This window comes from Gemmatimonadaceae bacterium (assembly GCA_036273715.1).
In the GTDB taxonomy this organism is placed as follows: domain Bacteria; phylum Gemmatimonadota; class Gemmatimonadetes; order Gemmatimonadales; family Gemmatimonadaceae; genus JADGGM01.
This window is the reverse complement of record DASUHB010000072.1, coordinates 149,253-169,453: the sequence shown is the minus strand read 5'-3', so window position 1 is coordinate 169,453 and position 20,201 is coordinate 149,253. Positions and strand designations below refer to the sequence as shown.

Here is a 20,201-nt window from a genome sequence, read left to right as displayed (position 1 = left end):
CGCGGCCTGCTACCGTCCCAGTTCCTCCGCCGCGAAGTGCTCTTGCGCTTGTTCCGCCATCATCGCGGCAGGCCAGACGGGAAGACCCATCGATGCCGATGCAACGAACGCCGAGTTGACGCCGGCCGGCGGCGCGCTCGGCGCCATCGGCGGACGCACCGCAACGACGGGTGGCAGACGCAGATCGCGCGCAGGTTTGGCGACGTCGAACACTATGGCCGCGAGAAAGCCCACGACGACGACGCTCGCCGCGGTCGCCAAAAACGATCCGACGCCCGGACCGCGGAACACCTCCGCTCGGGCGTCGACCTCTCGAGCCGCTACCAGCTTTTTATTCAATCGATCGAGAAAATCCGCCGACGGCTCGACCGCGGGCAAATTGCGCAGCACCAGCAACCCACGGCGCATCACGGTGTCGTAACGCGAGCACCGCGCACATTCCGTGAGATGCAATTGCATCTCGACGACGTCGTGCGCCGACAGCGTATCATCCAGAAACGCCGGATGTAAATCTCGAAACTCGCGACACATCATAGACGCGGCCAACCTCCCCGTTCCCTCACGACTGGCATGGGATACCCGAGTGCACTAGCGGGGTTCCGGCACCAAGCATGGAGGCGGAATTGAGCCCCCGGAAGAGGCCCTAACCGAAGCCTCGGCTTCCAGCGGAAACCCCCAATTGTGGATCTACGGGGTGCGAGAAATGCAGCCGCTATGAGAATGCGGCGCGCCGCCGACAGGGCGAGCCGCGCGGCCGCGTGACTGAGGCCGCTTGCTGGGAAACGTCGCGCTCGCTGAAGCCGTGGCGATCGCGGCGAACACTGTAAATGCAATGCGCGACGGCCCCATTTCGGCCGGAGTTGGCGATGCAACCCAGTCGCCCCGATGTCCGCTGCCAACGACATCTCCTGCCGAGCTCCCGACCGTGCGGGCGCGCGCAAGGAGGGATCGTATGAGCACCCCAATCGGCGTGTCGCACGAACACGCAGTCGTTCACGAGGCCGAGAGTGCCGCGGCCACCGAGTCGATCACCGGAGCGATCGCAGTCGTGCTGGCCATTCTGGGCCTGATCGGCGTGTTGTCCGGCGTCTTCGCCGCGGTGTCGACGATTGCCGTCGGCGTCGCACTGGCGGTAGCCGGAAGCGCGCTGGCGACCCACTATGGAAAGACGCTACGCACCAACGACCTCGTCTACGAGCGCCACGAAGGCGAACGCGGGATGCGGATGGAGGCGCTCGCCGCAGTCGCCGGGGTTGTGTTAGGCATCCTCGCGCTCATCGGCGTGAGCGCGCTCACGCTCCTGCCCGTCGCGGCGATCGTGCTCGGCGGCGCGCTGCTCATGGTCGGCGGCTCGGCAGCACGGGTCGAATCGCTCATGCGGTCGGAAGTCGTCAGCGGCTCGCGCGGCATGCTCGAACACGCGCCTTACGTCGCCACGGGATCGGATCTCCTGGTGGGCGTCGGCGCCGTCGTGTTAGGCATTCTGGGCCTGAGCGGCCACAATCCGCAAACGCTGACCCTGATTGCGATGTTGGGCATCGGCGCGGCGGTGCTGCTCAACGGGTCGACCATCGCGGCGCGGCTGTTCGGCCTCGTCAGTTGAGCATCAAACGCAACGGGCGGAGCCGATGATGGCCCCGCCCGCTGCGCTCCCCACCCACTCCGAACGCTACCGCAGCGCCGGCTCGATGATCGCCGCAAATGCGTTGCGCGCGCGATTCAACCGTGACTTCACCGTCCCCAGATTGCAGCCCGTGATTTCGGCAATCTCCTCGTAGGACTTGCCCTCGAGCTCGCGAAGAATGAACACCTGCCGATGATGCTCGGGCAGCTGCGCCACCGAGCTCTCGACCAGCTCACGCAGATGCCGCTTGCGATAGAGGTCGTCGGGCCGTGATACGTGATCCTCGAATTGCAGCGGCCGGTCATCGTCCTGCCAGTTCTTCCGAATCGTTTGGAAGAACACCAGCGGACTCCGCGAGCGGTTGCGCAACTCGTTCTTCGCCAGGTTCGACGCAATGGTGTAAACCCACGTCGAGAACTTCTTCGAGCGATCGAACCGATGTAGGTGCCGGTACACCCGGATGAAGACCTCTTGGACGAGATCTTCAGCGCGCTCGCGGTCCCCGATGGTGCGATAAATGAAGTTGAGCAGCCGGGTCTGGTAGCGTTCGACCAGCACCTGGAAGGCGCGCTCCTCGCCGCTCAGGAACTCGGTTACCAGCGCCGAGTCATCCAGAGCATGGAGTCGCTCACGAACCGGAACCGGCGACTCGATCGCGTGCCTCAGTGCAACGTCAGCCATTGCTGCTCCCCAATCATTGAAGGGTTCGCGCTCTCCGAGAGACGAAGCGCCAAGCGGCCGTGCACACATTCTGTCCGTCACTCGAAAAAGCATGCCGCGTGCCCGCCGAACCGCTTCAACTGAATAACGTCTAAGTTACTCTTATACAAAGACTTGCATGATCGCTGCCGTGAGTGGTGAGACAGGTCGTGCCCTGTCGTCGTGTCTACTTTCTGAGACGAAAAGCCCGATACCATGGGACACGTTCGCCGGCTGTGGGGTAGTAGTGCGCCGCACGAGCACGCTTGGTTTGACCAACCAACGCCGCGAAGAGTTGCCGTCAGGCGCCCAGACGGAAACCGGCCACATACAGCAGCGTCAGCGCGGTTTTGGCGTCCACGATCTCGCTTTCGCGCACCATCGCGAGCGCTCGCGAGAGTGACACGGACACCGTCTCGACGAACTCATCGGCTTCCAGGCGCGCTTCGCCGCGCGACAGACCGGACGCCATGAACGCGTGGATGCGCTCGTCTGTGAAGCCCGGCGTCGTGTAGAACGTGTACACGTGCTCGAGCCGCTCGGCGGTGCACCCGGCTTCTTCCTGGAGCTCGCGGCGCGCACACGCTTCGGGCGACTCGCCCGGCTCCAGCCGTCCTGCCGGACATTCGATGACAAAGCCTCGGGCTGCATATCGGTATTGGCGAATGAGCAGAACCTGCGGGTCTTCACCGGCAGGATCGCTCAGGAACGGCAGCACGAGACTCGCGCCGGGATGACGAACCATCTCGAGCTCGCCCACCGAGCCATCGGGAAAGCGAACCGTGTCGACGTCGAGGTTGACCACGTGGCCGCTGTAGCGTCGCGTCGTGGAGACCTGTCCGGGTTCGGCCATGCGTCAGTCCTTGGAGATTTCCACGCCGTCGGCGCCGTACGCGAGCATTGGCCCCAGCTCCATCGCGGCGAGCGGCGCCCTGATTTGCGACGCGTCGCCGACGACCACGACCTGCAGCGCATCTGGATGCAGGTAGCGTTGGGCAGCGTCCAGCACGTCGGCGGTGCTCACGGCGCGCACCGCGTCGCGATACGTGTCGAAGTAATCGACGGGCAGGTCATAGGCGGCGAGCGCGGCAAGCGCGCGGGCGATGGCGTCCGTCGTTTCGTATTTGATCGGAAAGACGCCGCCCAGGTAGCTCGTGGCCAGCGACAATTCGTCGGCGGAAATGGGTGCGGCGCGAATACGATCGATCTCCAACAGTATTTCGCGCGCCGCGTCCGCGGTGACATCGTTCTCGACGGCGGTCGACACGACGAACGGCCCGGCGCCGCGCCGCCAGGCGAAGCCGGAGAACGCTCCGTACGTATAGGCGTGCGCTTCGCGCAGGTTCAGGTTGATGCGCGACGAGAACAGCCCGCCTAACACAGCGTTCATCACCATCACCCGAAAATATTCCGGGTGCCGGCGCGGCAGTCCGACGTGCCCAACGCGGAGCTCCGACTGCGGCGCATCCTCCTTGCGCACGAGGTGCACGGCGCGGGTCCGGCGCGCCGGCGCATCGGCAGGCGGCGCAATCGGCGACACGACACCGTCCCAGCCGCCGAACGTGCGCGTCGCGATCGACACACCTTCATCGACGCTCACGTCTCCGACGAGCACGAACGTCGATCCGCGCGGCCGATAGCGCTCGGTGTAGAACCGCCGCACATCATCCCGGGTCAGCGTGGACACGGTGTCGGATCCGCCTTCTTCCGGCCGCGCGTAGCGGGAGAACGGGTCGTACACGAAGCGGGCAAACATCTCGTCGGCCAGGCCGCGCGGCTCCGTGCGCATCTGGAGCAGATCCGCGAGTCGCTCGGCGCGCAGCCGCGCGATGTCGCGCTCGGGAAACGACGGCGTGAGCGCCAGCTCGCCGAGGAGTGCGATGGCCGGTTCGACGTGTTCGCGCAGCACCGTCACGCCGGCGTTCGCGGTGTCCCAGTCCGCGCCGGAGAACACGCTCGCGCCCAACCGCTCGAATTGCTCGGTGAGCGCGTTGCCGTCGCGGTGCATGGTTCCCTCGAGGAGCCCGCGCGCGGTGAGATTCGCCACGCCATCGCGGCCGGCCGGCTCGGTGGACGCGCCGGCGTCGACGAGCAGCAGCGCCGTCACGACCGGCAGCGTGCGCACGGGCGCGACGATCACGCGGAGCCCGTTGTCGAGCGTCACGATTTCGAAGCGCGGAAAGCGGTAGGGCTTGGGCGCCGCCGCGGCCGGTCGCGGCGGGGCCGCGGCCTTTCCGCCTAACGCAATCGACGCGTGCTTCACCGCGCCGCTCCGCTGGCCGCCTCGGCTTCGTCGGGCTCGCCTTCCTCGCCGTGCCTCGGCACGTAGAGCAGGACCGCGCGGTTGTCCGTGCCTAACCGTTCGCGCGCGAACGCGTTTACGCGCTCCGCCGTCACCGCGCGATAGCGGTCCGTCTGCTCGTTGAGCAGGCGCGGGTCGTCGAACATCGCCGCGAACATCGAGAGTTTGTCGGCCCGTTCACCCGCCGATTGCAGCGACGTCACGAACGACGTCTCGATGAGCGCGATCGCGCGCTCGACCTCGGCGCGCGTCACGCCGTCGCGACGCACCGCGTCGACCACCTGCGTGACCTCGGCTTCGAGCGTATCGCTCGACACTTCGGGGCGCGCCGTCGCATCGATCACCAACAAGTCGGCGCCCTGCGACAGATCGAACGTGAACGCCGTCGCCTCGCTCGCGATTTCGCGCTCGCGCACCAACACGCGTTCCAGCCGGCTCGACTTGCCGAGTCCCAGGATGGCGCCTAACACGCTGCCGGCGTAGTATTCATCGCTCCCGAAGACCGGCGCCCGGAACGCAAGGAACAGCCGCGGCACCATCACCGTGTCCGGCACCACTTCGCGATGCGTCGCACCGAAGCGGGGCGGGAGCGTCATGTCCGCGAGCGGCGGAATGGGCGACGCCCCGCGCGGGATCGCACCGAAGTACTGCTCCACCAGCGCACGCGCCTGCGCCGGCTCGAAATCGCCGGCGATGGACAACACCGCGTTGTCGGGCCGATAGAACGTTGAGAAGAACTGCGCGATGTCCTCGAGGCTCGCCGCCGACAAATCTTCCATCGAGCCGATGAGCGAGTGATGGAACGGATGCGTCGGCGGATACGTGAGAGCGGGAAGGCGCTCGGACCACGTTCCGTACGGCTGGTTGTCCATGCTCCAGCGCCGCTCGTTCTTCACCACGTCGCGCTGCGTGTCGAGCTTCTGCTGCGTCATTGCGGGCAGCAGCGCGCCCATGCGGTCTGCTTCCAACCACAGTGCCAGCGCGAGCTCGTTTGACGGAACAGTTTCGTAGTAGTTCGTTCGATCCAGCCACGTGGAACCGTTGAGCGTGCCACCCGCCCGCTGGATGAGCTCGAAGTGCTCATTGGCCTCGACGTGCTCCGAGCCCTGGAACAACATGTGTTCGAACAGGTGGGCGAATCCCGTTCGCCCGAGGCGTTCATTGGCCGATCCGACGCGGTACCACAGGTTCACGGCGACGATGGGCGCCCGATGATCCTCCGACAGCGTGACGACGAGGCCGTTGGACAGACGATAGCTCTCGATCGGAATGCGCATATGCGAAACTTGCACGACGTGGTGGAGACGGGAAACCCCGACGCGCGCGCACGCTCGCGCTCTCCTGCTTGACATGATCTGGAGGGGGCGTCATGTTCACGATCCCCTAGACCCCGTGTGAGGCGCGTCCCCGCGGCGCGCCTCATGGTGTCGGTGGAGGGGACGTGCGTGGCTCCGTCGCGATTTCTTCCACGCGGTCGCGTGTGCGGTCTTCAACCACTTTGGTACGGAGGTGGGTCCCATGGCAGCGGAATTCTATATCGGTGAATCCCTGATCGGCGACGGGAACGAGGTGGCGCACATCGATCTCATCATCGGCTCCAAGTCGGGACATGCGGGGCAGGCGTTTGTCAACGCGCTGTCGAACAACAAGGACGGGTTCACGAGCCTGCTCGCCGTCGTCACGCCGAATCTCGCGGCCAAGCCCGACACCATCCTGTTCAACAAGGTCACGATCAAGGGCGCGAAGCAGGCGGTGCAGATGTTCGGACCCGCGCAAGCCGCTGTGGCCCGCGCCGTGGTCGACTCCGTATCGTCAGGTGTCATTCCGCGCGACAAGGTCGATGACTATTGCATCCTCGTGGGCGTGTTCATCCACTGGGACGCGAAGGACGACAAGAAAATCTTCGACTTCAACTACCGGGCGACCAAGCAGGCGCTCGAGCGCGCGCTCAAAGGACAGCCGCGGATCGACGACGTGATCGCCGGCGAGAAGACGGCCCGTCACCCCTTCGCCAGCGGCGCGGAAGGCTAATTGCAGGCCTGGGCCGCGCGCGCGCATCGCTGCGCACGCGGTCCTCGCGAGCTGGTACGAACACGACACACGGGGCGCTCAGCGGCGCCCCGTGTTCATCGATGGGTGCCCGCATGAAAAAACTTCTGCTTCAGATCGATTCGAATCAGCTGCCCAGCGCGTTCGACGAAGTTGTCGCCTACGACGCGGGCGCGGATGCGGTGATGCAGCGCGGCGGCGTGGCGGCGGCCGATGTTCGAGATCTCATTCACGGGTGCATCTTCACCCGCGGCCCCAAGGATCTGCACAACACCGCCGTGTTCATCGGCGGCAGCGACATGTCCGCCGGCGAAGCCTTGCTCGCCGCCGCGCAGAAATCGCTCTTCGGACCGTTCAAGGTGTCGATGATGCTCGACTCGAACGGCTCCAACACGACTGCGGTTGCCGCCGTCATCAAGATCACGCGCGCGGCGCGCGACGTGCGCGGAAAGAAAGTGCTGGTCACCGCCGGCACGGGTCCCGTGGGCGCGCGCGCGGCGGGACTGCTCGCCAAGGCCGGTGCGTTAGTCACGATCACATCGCGGCGCGAAGAGGAGGGCGAAAAAGCGCGCTCGGGCATCGCGTCCCGGTTCGGCGGCACGGTCGCGATGGTCTGCATGCACGACGCGTCCGAAGCCGCTCGCGTCCTCGATGCCGTCAAGCCGGAGATTCTCCTCAACACGGGACCGGCGGGCGTGCTGCTCGTGCCGCGCGATGCGTGGTCCGCGCACCGGGGCCTGACGGTGGCGTGCGACCTCAACGCCGTGCCGCCGTTAGGAATCGAGGGCATCGAAGTGAACGACGACGGCAAGGACCGCGGCGGCGTGACGGCCTTCGGCGCCATCGGCGTGGGCGGCTTCAAGATGAAAGTGCACAAGGCCTGCATCGCGCGCCTGTTCGAGCAGAACGACACCGTCCTCGACGCCGAGACCATCGCCGAGCTCGCCGCGGGCCTCCAGGCCTAACGGACGAGCGAGCGTCGCGACCGCATGTCCCGCACGCTCGGCATCGATCCGGGAACGATCACCATCGACGTCTGCGGGCTGGACAACGGCGCGGTCTACCTCGACCGGTCGCTGCCCACCACCGATGCGCTGGCCGATGTGCCGGGGTTCATCGCGCTGCTCCGCGACGCGCGCGCCGCGCTCATTGCCGGCCCGTCGGGCTACGGTCTGCCCCTCATCCCCGTCGAACGCGCCACCGAAACCGACCTGCGCCTCGCATACCTCGCGGCGACCGACGACCACGGAGGTATCGGCGGCCTGCGCGTCCTCGCGCGCGCCATGCGCGACGCCCAGCTGCCCGTGCTCTTCACGCCGGGCGTCATCCACCTCGCCTCGGTGCCGGCCGCGCGAAAAATCAATCGCGTCGACATGGGCACCGCCGACAAGGTCTGCGCGGCCGCGCTCGGCGTACACGACCAGGCGCGACGCCGCGGATGCCCGTACGGCGATGTGTCGTTCATCCTGCTCGAGTTAGGCGGCGCATTTTCGGCTGCCGTCGCCGTGCGCGAGGGACGCATCGTCGACGGCATGGGCGGCACCGCCGGCCCGATGGGCGCGCGCGCCGCGGGCGCCCTCGACGGCGAAGTGGCGTTTCTCGCCGGCGCCATCGGCAAGACCATGCTCTTCGCCGGCGGCGCGGCCAGCATCATCGGAGCGACGGCCGACCTGGCCGAGCACCTCGCGGCGCCGAACACCGAACCCGAGCGCACCGCGCGCGACGCGCTGCTCGAGAGCGCCGTGAAGGCCGTCGCCGCGCTGTGCACCGTCGTCCCGAGCCCGCACGAGATCCTGCTGTCCGGCCGCCTAACGCACGCCGACGCGATCGCCCGCGAGCTGCGGCTGCGCCTGAGCCCGTTCGCGCCCGTGCATCGCCTCACCGGATTCGCGCGCGTGGCCAAAGAAGCCGCACAGGGCGCCGCGCTCATTGCCGACGGACTGGCCGGCGGCCCGAATGAAGCCCTCCTGAACGCCCTCGGGTTGCGCGAGTCCTCCGGCACCGTGCTCGACCACCTGTTCTTCATCACCCCGGATGCCGCGCGCCGCCGGCTCGGCGTTGACTAACCCCGGTCGCACCGCCGCCGGCGCCCGAGGAGCAGGCAGCGTCCTGATCGCCGGCTTTTCGACGCGCGCGCTCGTCGAATCAGCGACCGCGGCGGGTTTCACCGCCGCGTCGGTGGACGCGTTCGCCGATCTCGACAACCGCGGAACGCCCGCCGTCGCCGTCCGCCCGGAAGGCCCGGGCCCCCGACGGTACGACGTGTTAGGCATCGCCCGCGCCGCCGCGGGAATCGCGGGCCAATCGGTCGCCTACGTCGCCAGCTTCGAGAACCACCCGAATGCCGTCCGCCTTCTCGCGCGCGGGAGACGCCTCCTCGGCAACCCGCCCGGCGTGCTGATGCGGGCGCGGTCGCCGTCGCTCGTATCGGCCGTGATGCGCGAGCACGGATTCATCGCGCCCGACATCCGGTTGCGAGCCGGTCGCCAGATTCGCAGCCGTTCGTGGCTCGCCAAGCCCTTCGCGTCCGGCGGGGGCCACGGCATCACGCGCTGGCACCGCGGCGACACACTGCGCCGCAGCCACTTCTTGCAGCAGCACATTCGCGGTGTCCCGGGCTCCCTCGTCTTCGTCGCCGACGGCCGGCACGCCGTGCCGTTTGCGTTCAGCCGGCAGCTCGTGGGTGAAGCCGAGTTCGGCACCGCCGGCTTCACGTACTGCGGCAGCATCCTCGTCCGGGCCGGCTCGACGTCGTTTCCCAAAGCCGATGCAGTGTTCGACACCGCGTGCAGCATCGCCGACCTGCTCGCTCGAGAGCTCCGCCTTGTGGGAGTCAACGGGATCGACTTCATTGCGCGGGACGGCACGCCGTTCGTGACGGAGGTCAACCCGCGCTACTCCGCCTCGATGGAGCTTGCCGAACGGTCGTTCGAATTCTCCGTGTTTGACGCGCATGTCCGCGGATGCGCTGGCGTCGCCCCGCGTTTCGATCTCGCCGCCGTTCGACGCGACTCGTCTGTCGAGGTTTTCGGCAAGGCGATACTGTTCGCCAGGCGGACGACGGTAATGGGCGATACGCGCTCATGGTTGGACGATCGATGGCTGCGCGACGTGCCGCATCCGGGTGAGCGAATTCTGAGCGGCAGCCCCGTCTGCACGATCTTCGCGCGCGGTGCGAGCGACGCCGCCTGCCACGCCGCGCTTGTGCGGCGCGCGCGAAAGCTGTATCAGAAAATCGGGGGCAGCGGGAGGAGAAGCGCATGACCCAGATGTCGGGCCTCGTCGAGCATGTCACCTGCTTGGGATGCGGCTGCTCCTGCGATGACATTGTCGTGGCAGTGCGCGATGGGCGCATTGCGGAGGCGCGCGGCGCGTGCGCGCTCGGCGCATCGTGGTTCGGCGATGGACGGGTGCCGGCGATCGCGCGCGCGGGCGGATCGAACGTCTCCATCGATGCGGCGATCGATGCGGCGGCGGCGCTGCTCGACGAAGCTCGTCGCGTCCTGGTATTTCTGGGCACCGACATCTCGTGCGAGACCCAGCGCGCCGCGGTCGAAGTGGCGGACACGGTGCGCGGCGTCGTAGACGGGATCAGTTCGTCGAGCGTGGCCTCCGGAATACTCGCCGCCCAGCGACGCGGTCGCGTGAGCGCGACGCTCGGAGAAATTCGCAACCGCGCGGACTGCATCGTGTTCTGGGGGACGGATCCTTCGGCCCGGTACCCGCGCTACGCGTCGCGCTACGCGCCCGAGCCGGCCGGTCTCTTCCTGCCTAACGGGCGGCGCAGCCGCACCATCGTCGCCGTCGACATCGGCGGCGCCCGCGGTCCGGCCGACGCCGACGTGCGGCTCGAGGTCCCGCCGGAACAGGAGCTCGATACGATCGCGGCGTTGCGCGCGTCGGTCGCGGGTCGATCGTTAGGCACAGAGCGGTTCGGGCCGGCGCTCGCCGATGTCGCGCGCCGGCTCGCCGCGGCGCGCTATGTGGCCATCGTCTACGACGCCGAGCCCGGCGCCCTGCCGGCGCAACCCGCGCGCGCCGAGTCGCTGACGGCGCTCGGCCAGGGACTCAACGCCGGCACCCGTGCGTGCGTGACCCCGTTGCGCGGCGGCGGCAACCGCATCGGCGCCGAGGCCGTGCTCACCTGGCAGACCGGCTATCCCATGACCGTCGACTTCTCGCGCGGCCACCCGCGCTTCAGGCCTGACGACGGGCCCCGGGCGCTCGTCGACGCCGGAGCGATCGACGCGGCGCTGGTGGTCGGCCGCCCGTTAGGCCTGCCGTTCGCCATCGACGCCGTGCACACCGTCGCCGTCGGCCCAGCAGCCTCGGACGCCGCGTGCGAGATCGCGATCGACACCGGCGTGGCCGGCGTCCACGAGGGCGGCACCGCATTCCGCATGGACGACCTGCCGCTTCCACTCAGCGCGCCCCTGCCCGGACCGCCGGTCGCCGCCGACATCGTGCGCACGCTCGCCCAACGCATCGGCGCCCGCCGCGCCCGTCGCTCGTGAGCGACCGCCTGCGCATCACCGGCGGCGCCGTCTACGATCCCGCAAACGGCGTTGATGGAGACGTACGCGACGTCTGCGTGCTGGATGGCCGCATCGTTGACGCACTCCCGACCGACGCGCCGCGCCTCGACGCGCACGGAATGGTCGTGATGCCCGGCGGCATCGACATCCACGCGCACATCGCCGGCTCGAGCGTCAATCACGCCCGTCGCATCCTGTCCGACGAGCGCACGGCCGATCCGACAGCCGCGCCCGCGCTCCGCGATGCCGTGCCGCGCTCCGGCACCGGCGGCACCGTGCCGAGCACGTTCACCACCGGCTACCGCTACGCGGGGCTCGGCTACACCACGGTGTTCGACGCCGCGGTGGCGCCCGTGAGCGCGCGCGACACGCACGCGCAGCTCGACGATACGCCCATCATCGACGCCGGCTTCTTCGCCCTCATGGGCAACGATGCCTATCTGCTCCAGCAGGTGGCCGCCGGTGAACGCGACCGCGCCCGCGATTATACCGCCTGGCTGTTAGGCGCGACCGGCGCCTATGCGATCAAGATCGTGAATCCGGGCGGGGTCGAGCTCTGGAAGCGCAACATCCGCACGGTGAAAAGCATCGATGACACGAGCGGTGTCCCGGGCGCCACGCCACGCGCGATCATGGAGACGCTGGCGGACGCCGCCGCGACGCTGGCGCTTCCGCACCCCGTGCACATCCACTGCAACAACCTCGGTCTCCCTGGCAACGTCTCCACGACCCTCGACAGCATGCGGGCGCTGTCCGGGCGCCGGGCGCACTTCGCGCACGCCCAGTTCCATGCGTATGCCGGAGGAAACGGCAAGCCGTGGGCGTCCGGTGCCAAGCAGCTCATTGCCTACATCAATGCGCACGACGAGGTCTCGATCGACGTTGGGCAGGTGATGCTCGGACACGCGACGACGGTCACTGCCGATGGCGCCGTGGAGTATTTGCTGCACGCGAGCAGCGGACGGCGGTGGGTCAACGTGGACGTCGAACTCGAGACCGGATGCGGCATTGTGCCGTACGAGTACCGGGACGCCGCAGCCGTCGCCGCGCTGCAGTGGGTCGTCGGTCTCGAGCTGTTCCTGCTCTCCGAGGATCCGTGGCGGGTCGTGCTGTCCACCGACCATCCCAACGGCGGCGCGTTCACGAGCTACCCCGAATTGATTCGGCTGCTGATGGATCGCGCCTATCGGGACGACCGGCTCAAGGCCGTGAATCAGAAGCTGCTCGCCGGGAGCGCGCTCGCCGACGGGCTCGCGCGCGAGTACACCCTGCGGGAGATCGCGATCATCACGCGCGCCGGTCCGGCGCGGCAGCTAGGCCTGGCGAACAAGGGACATCTGGGCGCGGGCGCGGACGCCGACATCACGATTTACGCGCGCGACGCGAACATCGCCGCGATGTTCTCGACGCCCCGATACGTCATCAAGGCGGGCGAGCTCGTCGTCGAGGAAGGGCAGCTGCGCCGGGCGCCGCCGTCCCGTCGTCTGTACGTGCGGCCGCCGTACGACGACGCGGTGATGCGCGACCTCTCGGCGTGGTTCGAGCGCTACGCGACGATCGCGCTCGCCAACTATCCGGTCGCGCCGCCGCGCGACGCGCCGGTTCCCGTCGGCGCGGGTGCCTAACGTGAACATTCGCGGTGTGGCCATCGAAAACACGTTCGCCGAAGCGTTCGGCATGCGCGCGGCGCGGGTCATCATCACCGCGCGCGATCGGCGTTGGGCGACCGAAGCCGCACGCGAGATGACGGGCTTCGCGACGTCCGTCATCGCCTGCAAGGTCGAAGCAGGCATCGAACGGGAGCTCTCGCCGTCCGAGACGCCCGATGGTCGTCCCGGCGTCAGCGTGCTGCTCTTCACGATGGATTCGGACAGTCTCGTCAAGCGCATGATCGAGCGCATCGGGCAGACGGTGCTCACGTGCGTCACCACCGCGTGCTTCGACGGCCTCCTCGATGCGACCGACCGGATGCCGATCGGACGATCCCTGCGCGTGTTCGGCGACGGATTTCAATCCAGCAAGGTGATCGGGGGCCAACGCTACTGGCGCATCCCGGTGATGGAAGGCGAGTTCCTGGTGCAGGAGACGTTCGGACGGATCAAGGGTGTCGGCGGCGGCAACTTTCTCATCCTCGCCGAGAGCGATGCGGCTGCCCTCGACGCAGCCGAGGCCGCAGTCGAGGCCATGCGCGGAACGCCGGGGGTGGCGCTTCCGTTTCCCGGCGGCATCGTGCGCAGCGGCAGCAAGGTGGGCAGCAAACGCTATCCGTCGATGATCGCGACGACCAACGACGCGTTCTCGCCCACCATTCGCTCGCGGTCGCCATCGTCGTTGCCTAACGGAGTCAACGCCGCGCTCGAGATCGTGCTCGACGGCCTGGACGCGCCCTCGATCGCGGCCGCCATGCGCGCGGGGATCGACGCCGCCTGCCGCAGCGGCATCCACAGCATCTCCGCCGGCAATTACGGCGGCAAGCTCGGACCACACCACTTTTATCTCCGCGAGATCATGGGCGCGGGCGCCGCGGCATGAGCGACGCCGTCACGCTCACGCTGCGCGGCGCGATCGGGCGCCGCCTCGAGGCGGAGTCCATCCTGCCCGATGCGTTCGCGGCCCTCGACGAGGCCGGCATCGCGCGGCTGCCGCTGTGGGATGGCGCATGCGTCGTTCCGTTAGGCGACGTGTTCCAGGTGCGCGGCGGCCGGTCGAGCACCGTGCGCCTCGCCGGCGACCTGGCGCTCGTCGACGCCATCGGCGCCGGCATGTCGACCGGCGACCTGCACGTGGACGGCGCCGTGGGGCGCTATGTGGGCACCCGCATGTCCGGCGGCACGCTGCGCGTCGGCGGCGATGCCGGCTACGGCGCGGGCCTCGAGATGTCCGGCGGCCTGCTCGACGTCGCCGGCAATGCCGGCGATCGGTTAGGCGCGGGCCGCCTGGCCGCGGCGCGCGGCATGTCCGGCGGCGAGATCATCGTGCGCGGCAACGCCGGCGCTGAAATCGGCGCGTCCATGCGGCGCGGCACCGTGGTCGTCGCCGGCAACGCCGGTCCGCGCGCCGGCGTGGGCATGATCGCCGGCAACGTGATCGTCTTCGGCAGTGCAGGGCACGATCCCGGCCGGTTCAACAAACGCGGCAGCATCGTCGTCTTCGGCGGCGTCGACGTCCCGCCCACCTACCTCTACGATTGTACGTACGTGCCGCCGCACATCGCCGTCACCCTCGTGCATCTGCGCTCCCGCCGCGATCTCTCGCTCGGCGATGACGCCCGCGGCGCCGCCTTTTTGCGTTACAGCGGCGACATGTCCGAGACGGGACGCGGCGAAATTCTCACGCGGGCCGGCCGGTGAGCGCCCTCCACTTGAACGAGCGCGCCTGGGAGCTGGCGGACGACATGGTCGCGCGCGCGAGCCAACTCCGCGTCGCGAGCAGCCTGCTGCCGTCGGGCACGCGCCTGCTGGATGCGGGCATCGAAGCCGCCGGCGGTCTCGGCGCCGGCATCGCGCTCGCGCAGCTCTGCACGAGTGGATTGGCCGACATTAGTCTCACTTGGTTACGAATTGGCAGCGACTCGTACCCCGGTGTCCGCCTGTGGACCGATCATCCCGCGCTCGCCTGCATGGCATCGCAGTACGCCGGCTGGTCGATCCAGGTCGGCAAGTATTTCGCGATGGCATCCGGCCCGCTGCGCGCGCATGCCCGCGTCGAGACCGAGCTCTTCACCAGGTTGGGCTACGCCGAGCAGGCCACGCGCGGCGTGCTCGTCCTCGAGGGACGAACGCCGCCCACCGACGAAGTTGCCCATTACATCGCCTCGCGCGCCAAACTCGATCCGCGCCAGGTCACGATCGCCATCGCGCCGACGGCGTCGCTCGCCGGCGGCGTGCAGGTCGTGGCCCGCATCCTCGAGACGGCGCTCCACAAGATGGAGTCGTTAGGCTTCGACGTCCGGCGCGTGGTCAGCGGGATCGGCGTCGCCCCGCTCCCGCCCGTGGCGCACGACGACCTGCACGCCATCGGCCGCACCAACGACTGCGTGCTCTACGGCGGACAGGCGCACTTCACCGTTCGCGCCGACGACGATGAGCTCTCGCAGCTCGCCAGCCGACTCCCCGCCTCCGCATCGCACGACTACGGCACACCGTTCTATGACATCTTCAAGCGCTACGGTGGCGATTTCTACAAGATCGATAAAATGCTCTTCAGCCCGGGCGAAGTCTGGCTCACCAGCGACACCTCCGGACGCACGTTCCACGGCGGCAAGCTGGATCCCGAAGTGCTGCGCACATCGCTGATGCAGTGACCGTCCCTGTGCGCCTAACGCGCGCACGCCGCGTTTCCCCGATTCCCATTCCCCGAGGTTCCCCATGTGGTGCGTCGTCGTCATCTACAACCATCCGAAGGACCCGGCGGCATTCGAGAAGTACTACGCCGCCACCCACCTCCCGCTCGTGAACAAGCACGCCAAGGAAATCGGATTCTCGCGCGCGGTGCTCATGAAATTTCCCCGCAACCTCGACGGCTCGAAGCCTTCGTTCTATCGCAAGGCCGAACTCTGGTTCGATTCGGAAGCGGCGCTCACGCGCGGCACGGCCACGCCGGGATTCGGCGCCGTTGCCGGCGACTTGCCTAACTTCGCCACCGGCGGGTTCACCGCGCTCACCGGCCAGGAAGGCTGAGATCATGTTCGTCGCCATCCTCGCCGCGCGCACCGGATGGCACACCGAAGAGCTCGCGCGCGCGCTGGCGGTCCGCGGCGCGCGCGCAGCCGTGTTCCCGTACGAGACCCTCGTCGCATCCCTCGGCAGTCGCACGCGCATGCAGGCGCAGGACACCGACCTCCTCTCGGCCGACGCGGTCCTCGCGCGCATCATCCCCAATGGGTCGCTCGAGCAGATCGTGTTTCGTGTCGATGCGCTCCACGCCCTCGAGGACGCCGGTGTCCCCGTCATGAACCCGCCGCGCGCGATCGAGCGAACCGTCGACAAGTTCTACACGTCGGCGCTGCTCGCGCGGGCTGGTCTTCCCACGCCGGAAACGATCGTGTGCGAGCGTTCCGACCAGGCGATGGATGCGTTCCATGCACTGCGCGATGTCATCGTCAAACCGCTCGTCGGCTCCATGGGGCTCGGCATGGTGCGCGTGAATGACGAGGAAATCGCGTGGCGCGTGTTTCGCGCGCTGGAAGCCATTCACGGGGTGTATTATCTTCAGCGCACGATCGAGCACGAAGGTCGCGACGTCCGCGTCTTCGTCGTCGGCGACCGTGTCGTGGGCGCCATCGAACGCTCGGCGGCGGGTTGGCGCACCAATCTGGCTCGTGGCGGACACGCACGCGCGATCACACTGCCCGCCGAGTGGCACGCCATGGCGCTGTGTGCCGCACGCACCGTCGGCGCGGCGTACGCCGGCGTCGATCTCCTGCCCGCTCGAGACGGATCAGTCTATGTACTCGAGGTGAACGGCATCCCTGGATGGCACGGGCTTCAGACAGCTACCTCCATCGACGTCGCCCAAGCGATCGTCGATCATTTGCTCGACGCGTATCGCGCCAGACGCTGACGCCAAACCGTCGCACGCCCGTACGACCAGCCACGGCCGCAGATGTCGCGAGCGCTGCCCAACTGGCGTGCTTGCTCGAGGCCAGCGCACAAAAACCCGGTAACGTTGCGCCACCCGCCCGCACGCATTTTCACGACACGCGCTACGAGCACTTCCTCGCCAGCGCCGCCGCGATTGGGCCTGCGTTCCTGCTCGCGCGACGCCGCACGCTCGGTGCCACCATCTACGGAGCCTGCCTCGCGACCGCGGGTTGGACGCGCGCCAATACGAATCTCGGTATCATCCTGCTGCTCGCGCCGCTTGCGCGGGCCGCTCTCGATCCGCGCGGCGGGACGCTGCGCGGCCGCGTGGCGCGCGTGTTGCGGCGAACCACGGTGCGCGATGCGGCCCATGTGTATGCCGCCATTCGCCTCGCGCATCCCGGGGGACTCGGCCGCGCGACGTCGCAGGATGTCGCGGCTGCGCCAACCCGCGGCCTGCGCGCCGTCATGGTGCTCGCCGCGGATCACGACGGTATCGCGCGCGAGTACGCCACGGACTTTGCCGTCACGTTCGAGTTGGGCGCGCCCACGTTGCGACGCGCGCGAGGCGATGGACTTTCATGGGACGACGCCATTGTCGAGACCTACCTGACGCTGCTGGCCGCGGCGCCCGACACGCACGTGGCTCGCAAGGTGGGCAACGCGGAAGCGGCTGCCATCTCTCGGCGCAGCCGCGCGGTGCTCGCTGCCGGCGGCGTGCGGAGCGCAGCCGGCCGCCTGCGGGCGGCTGCGTTCGATCGCGCGCTCCGCGACCCATCCAATTCCCGGAACCCCGGGACCACCGCCGATCTTACCGCCGCCGCAATTTTCGCCGTTCTTCTCGAGGGAGGCTGGAGCTAGCGCTCCGGATGGAACAGATGCGAACCCACGGCGAGTTTAGGATACGGGTCAAGAAGGACTACACCGTTTTCTCGTCGGCGCACTTCATCACGTTCGCCGGCCACCGCTGTGAGTCGCTGCACGGCCACAATTATCGCGTCGGCGTGGCGCTCGACGGTGCGATCGATGAAGACGGTTGGTACGTGCTCGATTTTTCGTTGGTCAAACGGCTCATGCGCCAACTCTGCGACGAGATCGACCATAAAGTGCTGCTGCCGCTCGAGAACCCGAAGCTGGGCATCGTCACCAGGGACCAAACGGTGTCCGTCGATTACGAGGGCGCGCTGCGCTACGTGTTCCCGGCGCGGGACTGCGCGCTGCTGCCCATCCCGAATACCACCGTCGAGATGCTCGCGCGCCACCTGGCCACCCGGTTCCTTACCGAGTTAGGCGCAGGCACCGTGGCGCATCTCACGGCCATCGAGATGGAAGTGGAAGAAAGTTTCGGCCAATCCGCCACGTATCGCGGAACGCTCGGCTGAGCTTGCTCAATGCCTAACGGTCAAGGATAGACATCATGGTGACTTTACTGCTTGCTGTCACGACGCTGCTCGCCGGCCCGGCCCCGCATCCCGCGGCCGTGCTTCCGGTCACGCCGCCCAAGATCGAAGTCCGCGTCGACTCGGCGCACTCCCGTATCATCGTCACCGCGGGACCGTTCCGTCTGCCGGCGATGAATGCGCAGATGGACATGTCGAACATGACGCCGAACGATGTGATGCCGTTCACCTGGCCCGTCGATGGATACCTGCGCGGCTTCAGCGTCCGGATGCGCGATGCCGCCGGTAAGGCGCTGCCCCGAGAGATCCTGCACCATCTCATCGGCGTCAACTTCGACCGCCGCCAGCTGGTCTACCCGGCCGTCGAGCGCCTCTTCGGCTGGGGCGCCGAAACCGACCCCGTCGAGCTCCCCGCCTCCATGGGCGTCCCGATGCGGTTAGGCGAAAAGCTCGGTATGTACGCCATGTTCCACAACGAAACCGGCAAGGACATCGATGCGGCCTACCTCGAGGTCACGCTGCTCTACACGCCGGCCGCGGGACACGACGTGCTGTCCGTGATGCCGTTCTACGTCGATGTGAATAACCACATCGGCGGCGTTACCACATTCGATGTGCCACCGGGAAAATCGACCCACAGCTATGAATTCGAGCTCCCGATCGGCGGAAAGCTCGTCGGCATCGGCGGACATCTGCACGACTACGGCAGCACCCTCGAGCTCCAGGACGCGACTAACGGAAAGGTGCTCGCCCGCCTCAAGGCGCGCCGCGACCACGACGGCCACGTGCAGGGCGTCGGCCGCTTCATCTTCGGCTTCAACAGCGACGCGCTCGCCCTCAAGGCGCACCATCCATACCGGGTCGTCGCCGAGTACGACAACCCGACCAGCGAAACGTTCAAGGACGGAGGCATGGGACACATCAACGGGGCCTTCGTCCCCGACGATGGCGCAACCTGGCCCAAGCTCGATCTCAACGACCCGCTGGTGAAACGCGATATCGCCACGCTGCCGATCATGACCGACATGAACGAGCACCCGGCCGGAACCGCATCGCAACAACACAAAGGCGCCGCCGGACATGACGCGCGCGCGTCGGGGGACGCCAAGATGCGCGACATGCCGATGAGCGACATGCCCAACATGCCGGCCGGCCGCCCCTCGCAGCCGAAGGCCGACTCGACGGGGTCAGATCACACGCCCTGACACGAGCGCTCGGTGCGCCGGCCCGTTAGGCCGGCGCCGGGGACGCGGCGAAGGCGGCGAGCAAACGCGGATCGATCCGGCCGTCGTGCAGCGCGCTTCCGATGAGGACACCGTGTACGCCCAACACCGCCAGTCGGCGCACGGCGTCGAGATCCCCAACGCCGCCCCCCACGATCAACTCCGCGGGCCCAGCCCTCGCGACCATGCGCCCCGCCAGCGCTTCGTCGACACCGGCGCCGCTGCCCACGCGGGCGAGATCGAGCAGCAGCACCGCGCTCACTCCGGCACGCACCGCCGCCTGCTGCAGCGCGAGCGGCGCTTCGCGAGCCAGCGTCGTCGACCGCGCCTGAGGCGCGCCATTCCGAAGATCCAGGCTGAACGCGACGCGCAGTGGTCGAACCAACCGCACGACATCGGCGACGACGTCCATGCCCGCGATGCTCTCCAGTCCCACGATGATCCGCTCCACGCCCGGGACCGATCCCCAGCGCGCCGCGTCTGCACTCCGCGCGATACCGGCGTCGAGCCAGATCTGCGCGCCGCCGTGGTCGAGGCCCGCGCGTGCGCACTCGTGCACCAGCGATTCCTGCGGCGCGCGTCCTTCGATCGCATCCAGATCCGCGACGTAGATGCGTCGCGCGCCCAACGCGGCGAAAGCCGCCGTGATCGCGACGGCGTCGCCGGGCGCCGCATCGGGCGCGGCGCGCGAGATGAGAGGCGCGTAACGCGACCGGTCGCCGCCCCGAGCGTGCACCGCGCGCCCGCCTTGCAGATCGAGCACCGGAATCAGCTGCATCCACCGCCT

General features: G+C 68.1%; 21 protein-coding genes. 15 read left to right on the top strand and 6 right to left on the bottom strand.

What is annotated here, in order from left to right; genetic code table 11:
- Nucleotides 1-9: 9 nt before the first annotated feature.
- Nucleotides 10-534 carry a zf-HC2 domain-containing protein gene (locus tag VFW04_17810; GenBank protein ID HEX5181192.1) on the bottom strand — a complete coding sequence of 175 codons (525 nt, stop codon included), beginning with the start codon at nucleotides 532-534 and terminating at the stop codon, nucleotides 10-12.
- A gap of 418 nt (nucleotides 535-952) precedes the next feature.
- On the opposite strand from VFW04_17810, the gene VFW04_17805 reads away from it, so the two are divergent.
- On the top strand, nucleotides 953-1,603 hold the full coding sequence (locus VFW04_17805) for a hypothetical protein (protein HEX5181191.1): 651 nt from the start codon (nucleotides 953-955) through the stop codon (nucleotides 1,601-1,603).
- 66 nt (nucleotides 1,604-1,669) lie between these two features.
- Here VFW04_17805 and VFW04_17800 read toward each other — a convergent pair whose 3' ends face one another.
- The 4 genes from VFW04_17800 to VFW04_17785 form a co-directional block, all read right to left on the bottom strand.
- The gene (locus VFW04_17800; protein HEX5181190.1) at nucleotides 1,670-2,305 is read right to left on the bottom strand and encodes a sigma-70 family RNA polymerase sigma factor; all 636 of its coding nucleotides are present in this window, start codon (nucleotides 2,303-2,305) and stop codon (nucleotides 1,670-1,672) included.
- A gap of 319 nt (nucleotides 2,306-2,624) precedes the next feature.
- Nucleotides 2,625-3,176 carry an NUDIX hydrolase gene (locus VFW04_17795; GenBank protein HEX5181189.1) on the bottom strand — a complete coding sequence of 184 codons (552 nt, stop codon included), beginning with the start codon at nucleotides 3,174-3,176 and terminating at the stop codon, nucleotides 2,625-2,627.
- 3 nt (nucleotides 3,177-3,179) lie between these two features.
- Entirely contained in the window at nucleotides 3,180-4,586 is a 1,407-nt protein-coding gene (locus tag VFW04_17790) for a pitrilysin family protein (protein ID HEX5181188.1), read from the bottom strand.
- Nucleotides 4,583-5,902 (bottom strand): pitrilysin family protein, encoded by a 1,320-nt coding sequence (locus VFW04_17785; protein ID HEX5181187.1) that lies wholly within the window; start codon nucleotides 5,900-5,902, stop codon nucleotides 4,583-4,585. The genes VFW04_17790 and VFW04_17785 overlap by 4 nt, the downstream gene beginning before the upstream one ends.
- A gap of 241 nt (nucleotides 5,903-6,143) precedes the next feature.
- Here VFW04_17785 and fae point away from each other — a divergent pair, with 241 nt between their 5' ends.
- From fae to VFW04_17715, 14 genes are all read left to right on the top strand, one after another.
- Entirely contained in the window at nucleotides 6,144-6,656 is a 513-nt protein-coding gene (gene fae / locus VFW04_17780) for a formaldehyde-activating enzyme (protein ID HEX5181186.1), read from the top strand.
- Nucleotides 6,657-6,769: 113 nt separating this feature from the next.
- Nucleotides 6,770-7,639 carry an NAD(P)-dependent methylenetetrahydromethanopterin dehydrogenase gene (locus VFW04_17775; GenBank protein ID HEX5181185.1) on the top strand — a complete coding sequence of 290 codons (870 nt, stop codon included), beginning with the start codon at nucleotides 6,770-6,772 and terminating at the stop codon, nucleotides 7,637-7,639.
- A gap of 24 nt (nucleotides 7,640-7,663) precedes the next feature.
- Nucleotides 7,664-8,740: a DUF1464 family protein gene (locus tag VFW04_17770; GenBank protein ID HEX5181184.1), complete on the top strand. Its 1,077-nt coding sequence runs from the start codon at nucleotides 7,664-7,666 to the stop codon at nucleotides 8,738-8,740.
- On the top strand, nucleotides 8,709-9,938 hold the full coding sequence (locus VFW04_17765) for an ATP-grasp domain-containing protein (protein HEX5181183.1): 1,230 nt from the start codon (nucleotides 8,709-8,711) through the stop codon (nucleotides 9,936-9,938). The genes VFW04_17770 and VFW04_17765 overlap by 32 nt, the downstream gene beginning before the upstream one ends.
- A complete protein-coding gene (locus tag VFW04_17760) occupies nucleotides 9,935-11,188 on the top strand; it encodes a hypothetical protein (protein HEX5181182.1) in 1,254 nt (417 codons plus the stop codon). The genes VFW04_17765 and VFW04_17760 overlap by 4 nt, the downstream gene beginning before the upstream one ends.
- Entirely contained in the window at nucleotides 11,185-12,834 is a 1,650-nt protein-coding gene (locus VFW04_17755; GenBank protein HEX5181181.1) for a formylmethanofuran dehydrogenase subunit A, read from the top strand. Before VFW04_17760 ends, VFW04_17755 begins: the two co-directional genes overlap by 4 nt.
- Before the next feature lies 1 nt (nucleotide 12,835).
- Nucleotides 12,836-13,741 carry a formylmethanofuran--tetrahydromethanopterin N-formyltransferase gene (gene fhcD / locus VFW04_17750; GenBank protein HEX5181180.1) on the top strand — a complete coding sequence of 302 codons (906 nt, stop codon included), beginning with the start codon at nucleotides 12,836-12,838 and terminating at the stop codon, nucleotides 13,739-13,741.
- Nucleotides 13,738-14,559 carry a formylmethanofuran dehydrogenase subunit C gene (locus VFW04_17745; GenBank protein ID HEX5181179.1) on the top strand — a complete coding sequence of 274 codons (822 nt, stop codon included), beginning with the start codon at nucleotides 13,738-13,740 and terminating at the stop codon, nucleotides 14,557-14,559. Before fhcD ends, VFW04_17745 begins: the two co-directional genes overlap by 4 nt.
- Complete coding sequence (mch, locus tag VFW04_17740) at nucleotides 14,556-15,512, top strand: methenyltetrahydromethanopterin cyclohydrolase (protein ID HEX5181178.1); 957 nt, start codon at nucleotides 14,556-14,558, stop codon at nucleotides 15,510-15,512. The genes VFW04_17745 and mch overlap by 4 nt, the downstream gene beginning before the upstream one ends.
- A 64-nt stretch (nucleotides 15,513-15,576) precedes the next feature.
- On the top strand, nucleotides 15,577-15,888 hold the full coding sequence (locus VFW04_17735; protein ID HEX5181177.1) for an EthD family reductase: 312 nt from the start codon (nucleotides 15,577-15,579) through the stop codon (nucleotides 15,886-15,888).
- A gap of 4 nt (nucleotides 15,889-15,892) precedes the next feature.
- A complete protein-coding gene (locus VFW04_17730; protein HEX5181176.1) occupies nucleotides 15,893-16,771 on the top strand; it encodes a RimK family alpha-L-glutamate ligase in 879 nt (292 codons plus the stop codon).
- Entirely contained in the window at nucleotides 16,684-17,652 is a 969-nt protein-coding gene (locus tag VFW04_17725; GenBank protein ID HEX5181175.1) for a triphosphoribosyl-dephospho-CoA synthase, read from the top strand. Before VFW04_17730 ends, VFW04_17725 begins: the two co-directional genes overlap by 88 nt.
- 17 nt (nucleotides 17,653-17,669) lie before the next feature.
- Nucleotides 17,670-18,173 (top strand): 6-pyruvoyl tetrahydropterin synthase family protein, encoded by a 504-nt coding sequence (locus VFW04_17720; GenBank protein ID HEX5181174.1) that lies wholly within the window; start codon nucleotides 17,670-17,672, stop codon nucleotides 18,171-18,173.
- A 35-nt stretch (nucleotides 18,174-18,208) separates the two neighbouring features.
- Nucleotides 18,209-19,396 (top strand): hypothetical protein, encoded by a 1,188-nt coding sequence (locus tag VFW04_17715; GenBank protein HEX5181173.1) that lies wholly within the window; start codon nucleotides 18,209-18,211, stop codon nucleotides 19,394-19,396.
- A 25-nt stretch (nucleotides 19,397-19,421) separates the two neighbouring features.
- On the opposite strand, the gene VFW04_17710 is transcribed toward VFW04_17715, so the two are convergent.
- A complete protein-coding gene (locus tag VFW04_17710; protein ID HEX5181172.1) occupies nucleotides 19,422-20,192 on the bottom strand; it encodes a HisA/HisF-related TIM barrel protein in 771 nt (256 codons plus the stop codon).
- Nucleotides 20,193-20,201 lie beyond the last annotated feature (9 nt).

Coding starts and splice junctions, on each gene's coding strand:
- VFW04_17785 (HEX5181187.1), bottom strand. CDS start 5,902: ATGCGCATTCCGATCGAGAGCTATCGTCTGTCCAACGGCCTCGTCGTC.
- VFW04_17800 (HEX5181190.1), bottom strand. CDS start 2,305: ATGGCTGACGTTGCACTGAGGCACGCGATCGAGTCGCCGGTTCCGGTT.
- VFW04_17745 (HEX5181179.1), top strand. CDS start 13,738: ATGAGCGACGCCGTCACGCTCACGCTGCGCGGCGCGATCGGGCGCCGC.
- fae (HEX5181186.1), top strand. CDS start 6,144: ATGGCAGCGGAATTCTATATCGGTGAATCCCTGATCGGCGACGGGAAC.
- VFW04_17735 (HEX5181177.1), top strand. CDS start 15,577: ATGTGGTGCGTCGTCGTCATCTACAACCATCCGAAGGACCCGGCGGCA.
- VFW04_17775 (HEX5181185.1), top strand. CDS start 6,770: ATGAAAAAACTTCTGCTTCAGATCGATTCGAATCAGCTGCCCAGCGCG.
- VFW04_17715 (HEX5181173.1), top strand. CDS start 18,209: ATGGTGACTTTACTGCTTGCTGTCACGACGCTGCTCGCCGGCCCGGCC.
- VFW04_17810 (HEX5181192.1), bottom strand. CDS start 534: ATGATGTGTCGCGAGTTTCGAGATTTACATCCGGCGTTTCTGGATGAT.
- VFW04_17795 (HEX5181189.1), bottom strand. CDS start 3,176: ATGGCCGAACCCGGACAGGTCTCCACGACGCGACGCTACAGCGGCCAC.
- VFW04_17725 (HEX5181175.1), top strand. CDS start 16,684: ATGGCACGGGCTTCAGACAGCTACCTCCATCGACGTCGCCCAAGCGAT.
- VFW04_17765 (HEX5181183.1), top strand. CDS start 8,709: ATGCCGCGCGCCGCCGGCTCGGCGTTGACTAACCCCGGTCGCACCGCC.
- VFW04_17710 (HEX5181172.1), bottom strand. CDS start 20,192: ATGCAGCTGATTCCGGTGCTCGATCTGCAAGGCGGGCGCGCGGTGCAC.
- VFW04_17730 (HEX5181176.1), top strand. CDS start 15,893: ATGTTCGTCGCCATCCTCGCCGCGCGCACCGGATGGCACACCGAAGAG.
- VFW04_17720 (HEX5181174.1), top strand. CDS start 17,670: ATGCGAACCCACGGCGAGTTTAGGATACGGGTCAAGAAGGACTACACC.
- VFW04_17805 (HEX5181191.1), top strand. CDS start 953: ATGAGCACCCCAATCGGCGTGTCGCACGAACACGCAGTCGTTCACGAG.
- VFW04_17770 (HEX5181184.1), top strand. CDS start 7,664: ATGTCCCGCACGCTCGGCATCGATCCGGGAACGATCACCATCGACGTC.
- VFW04_17760 (HEX5181182.1), top strand. CDS start 9,935: ATGACCCAGATGTCGGGCCTCGTCGAGCATGTCACCTGCTTGGGATGC.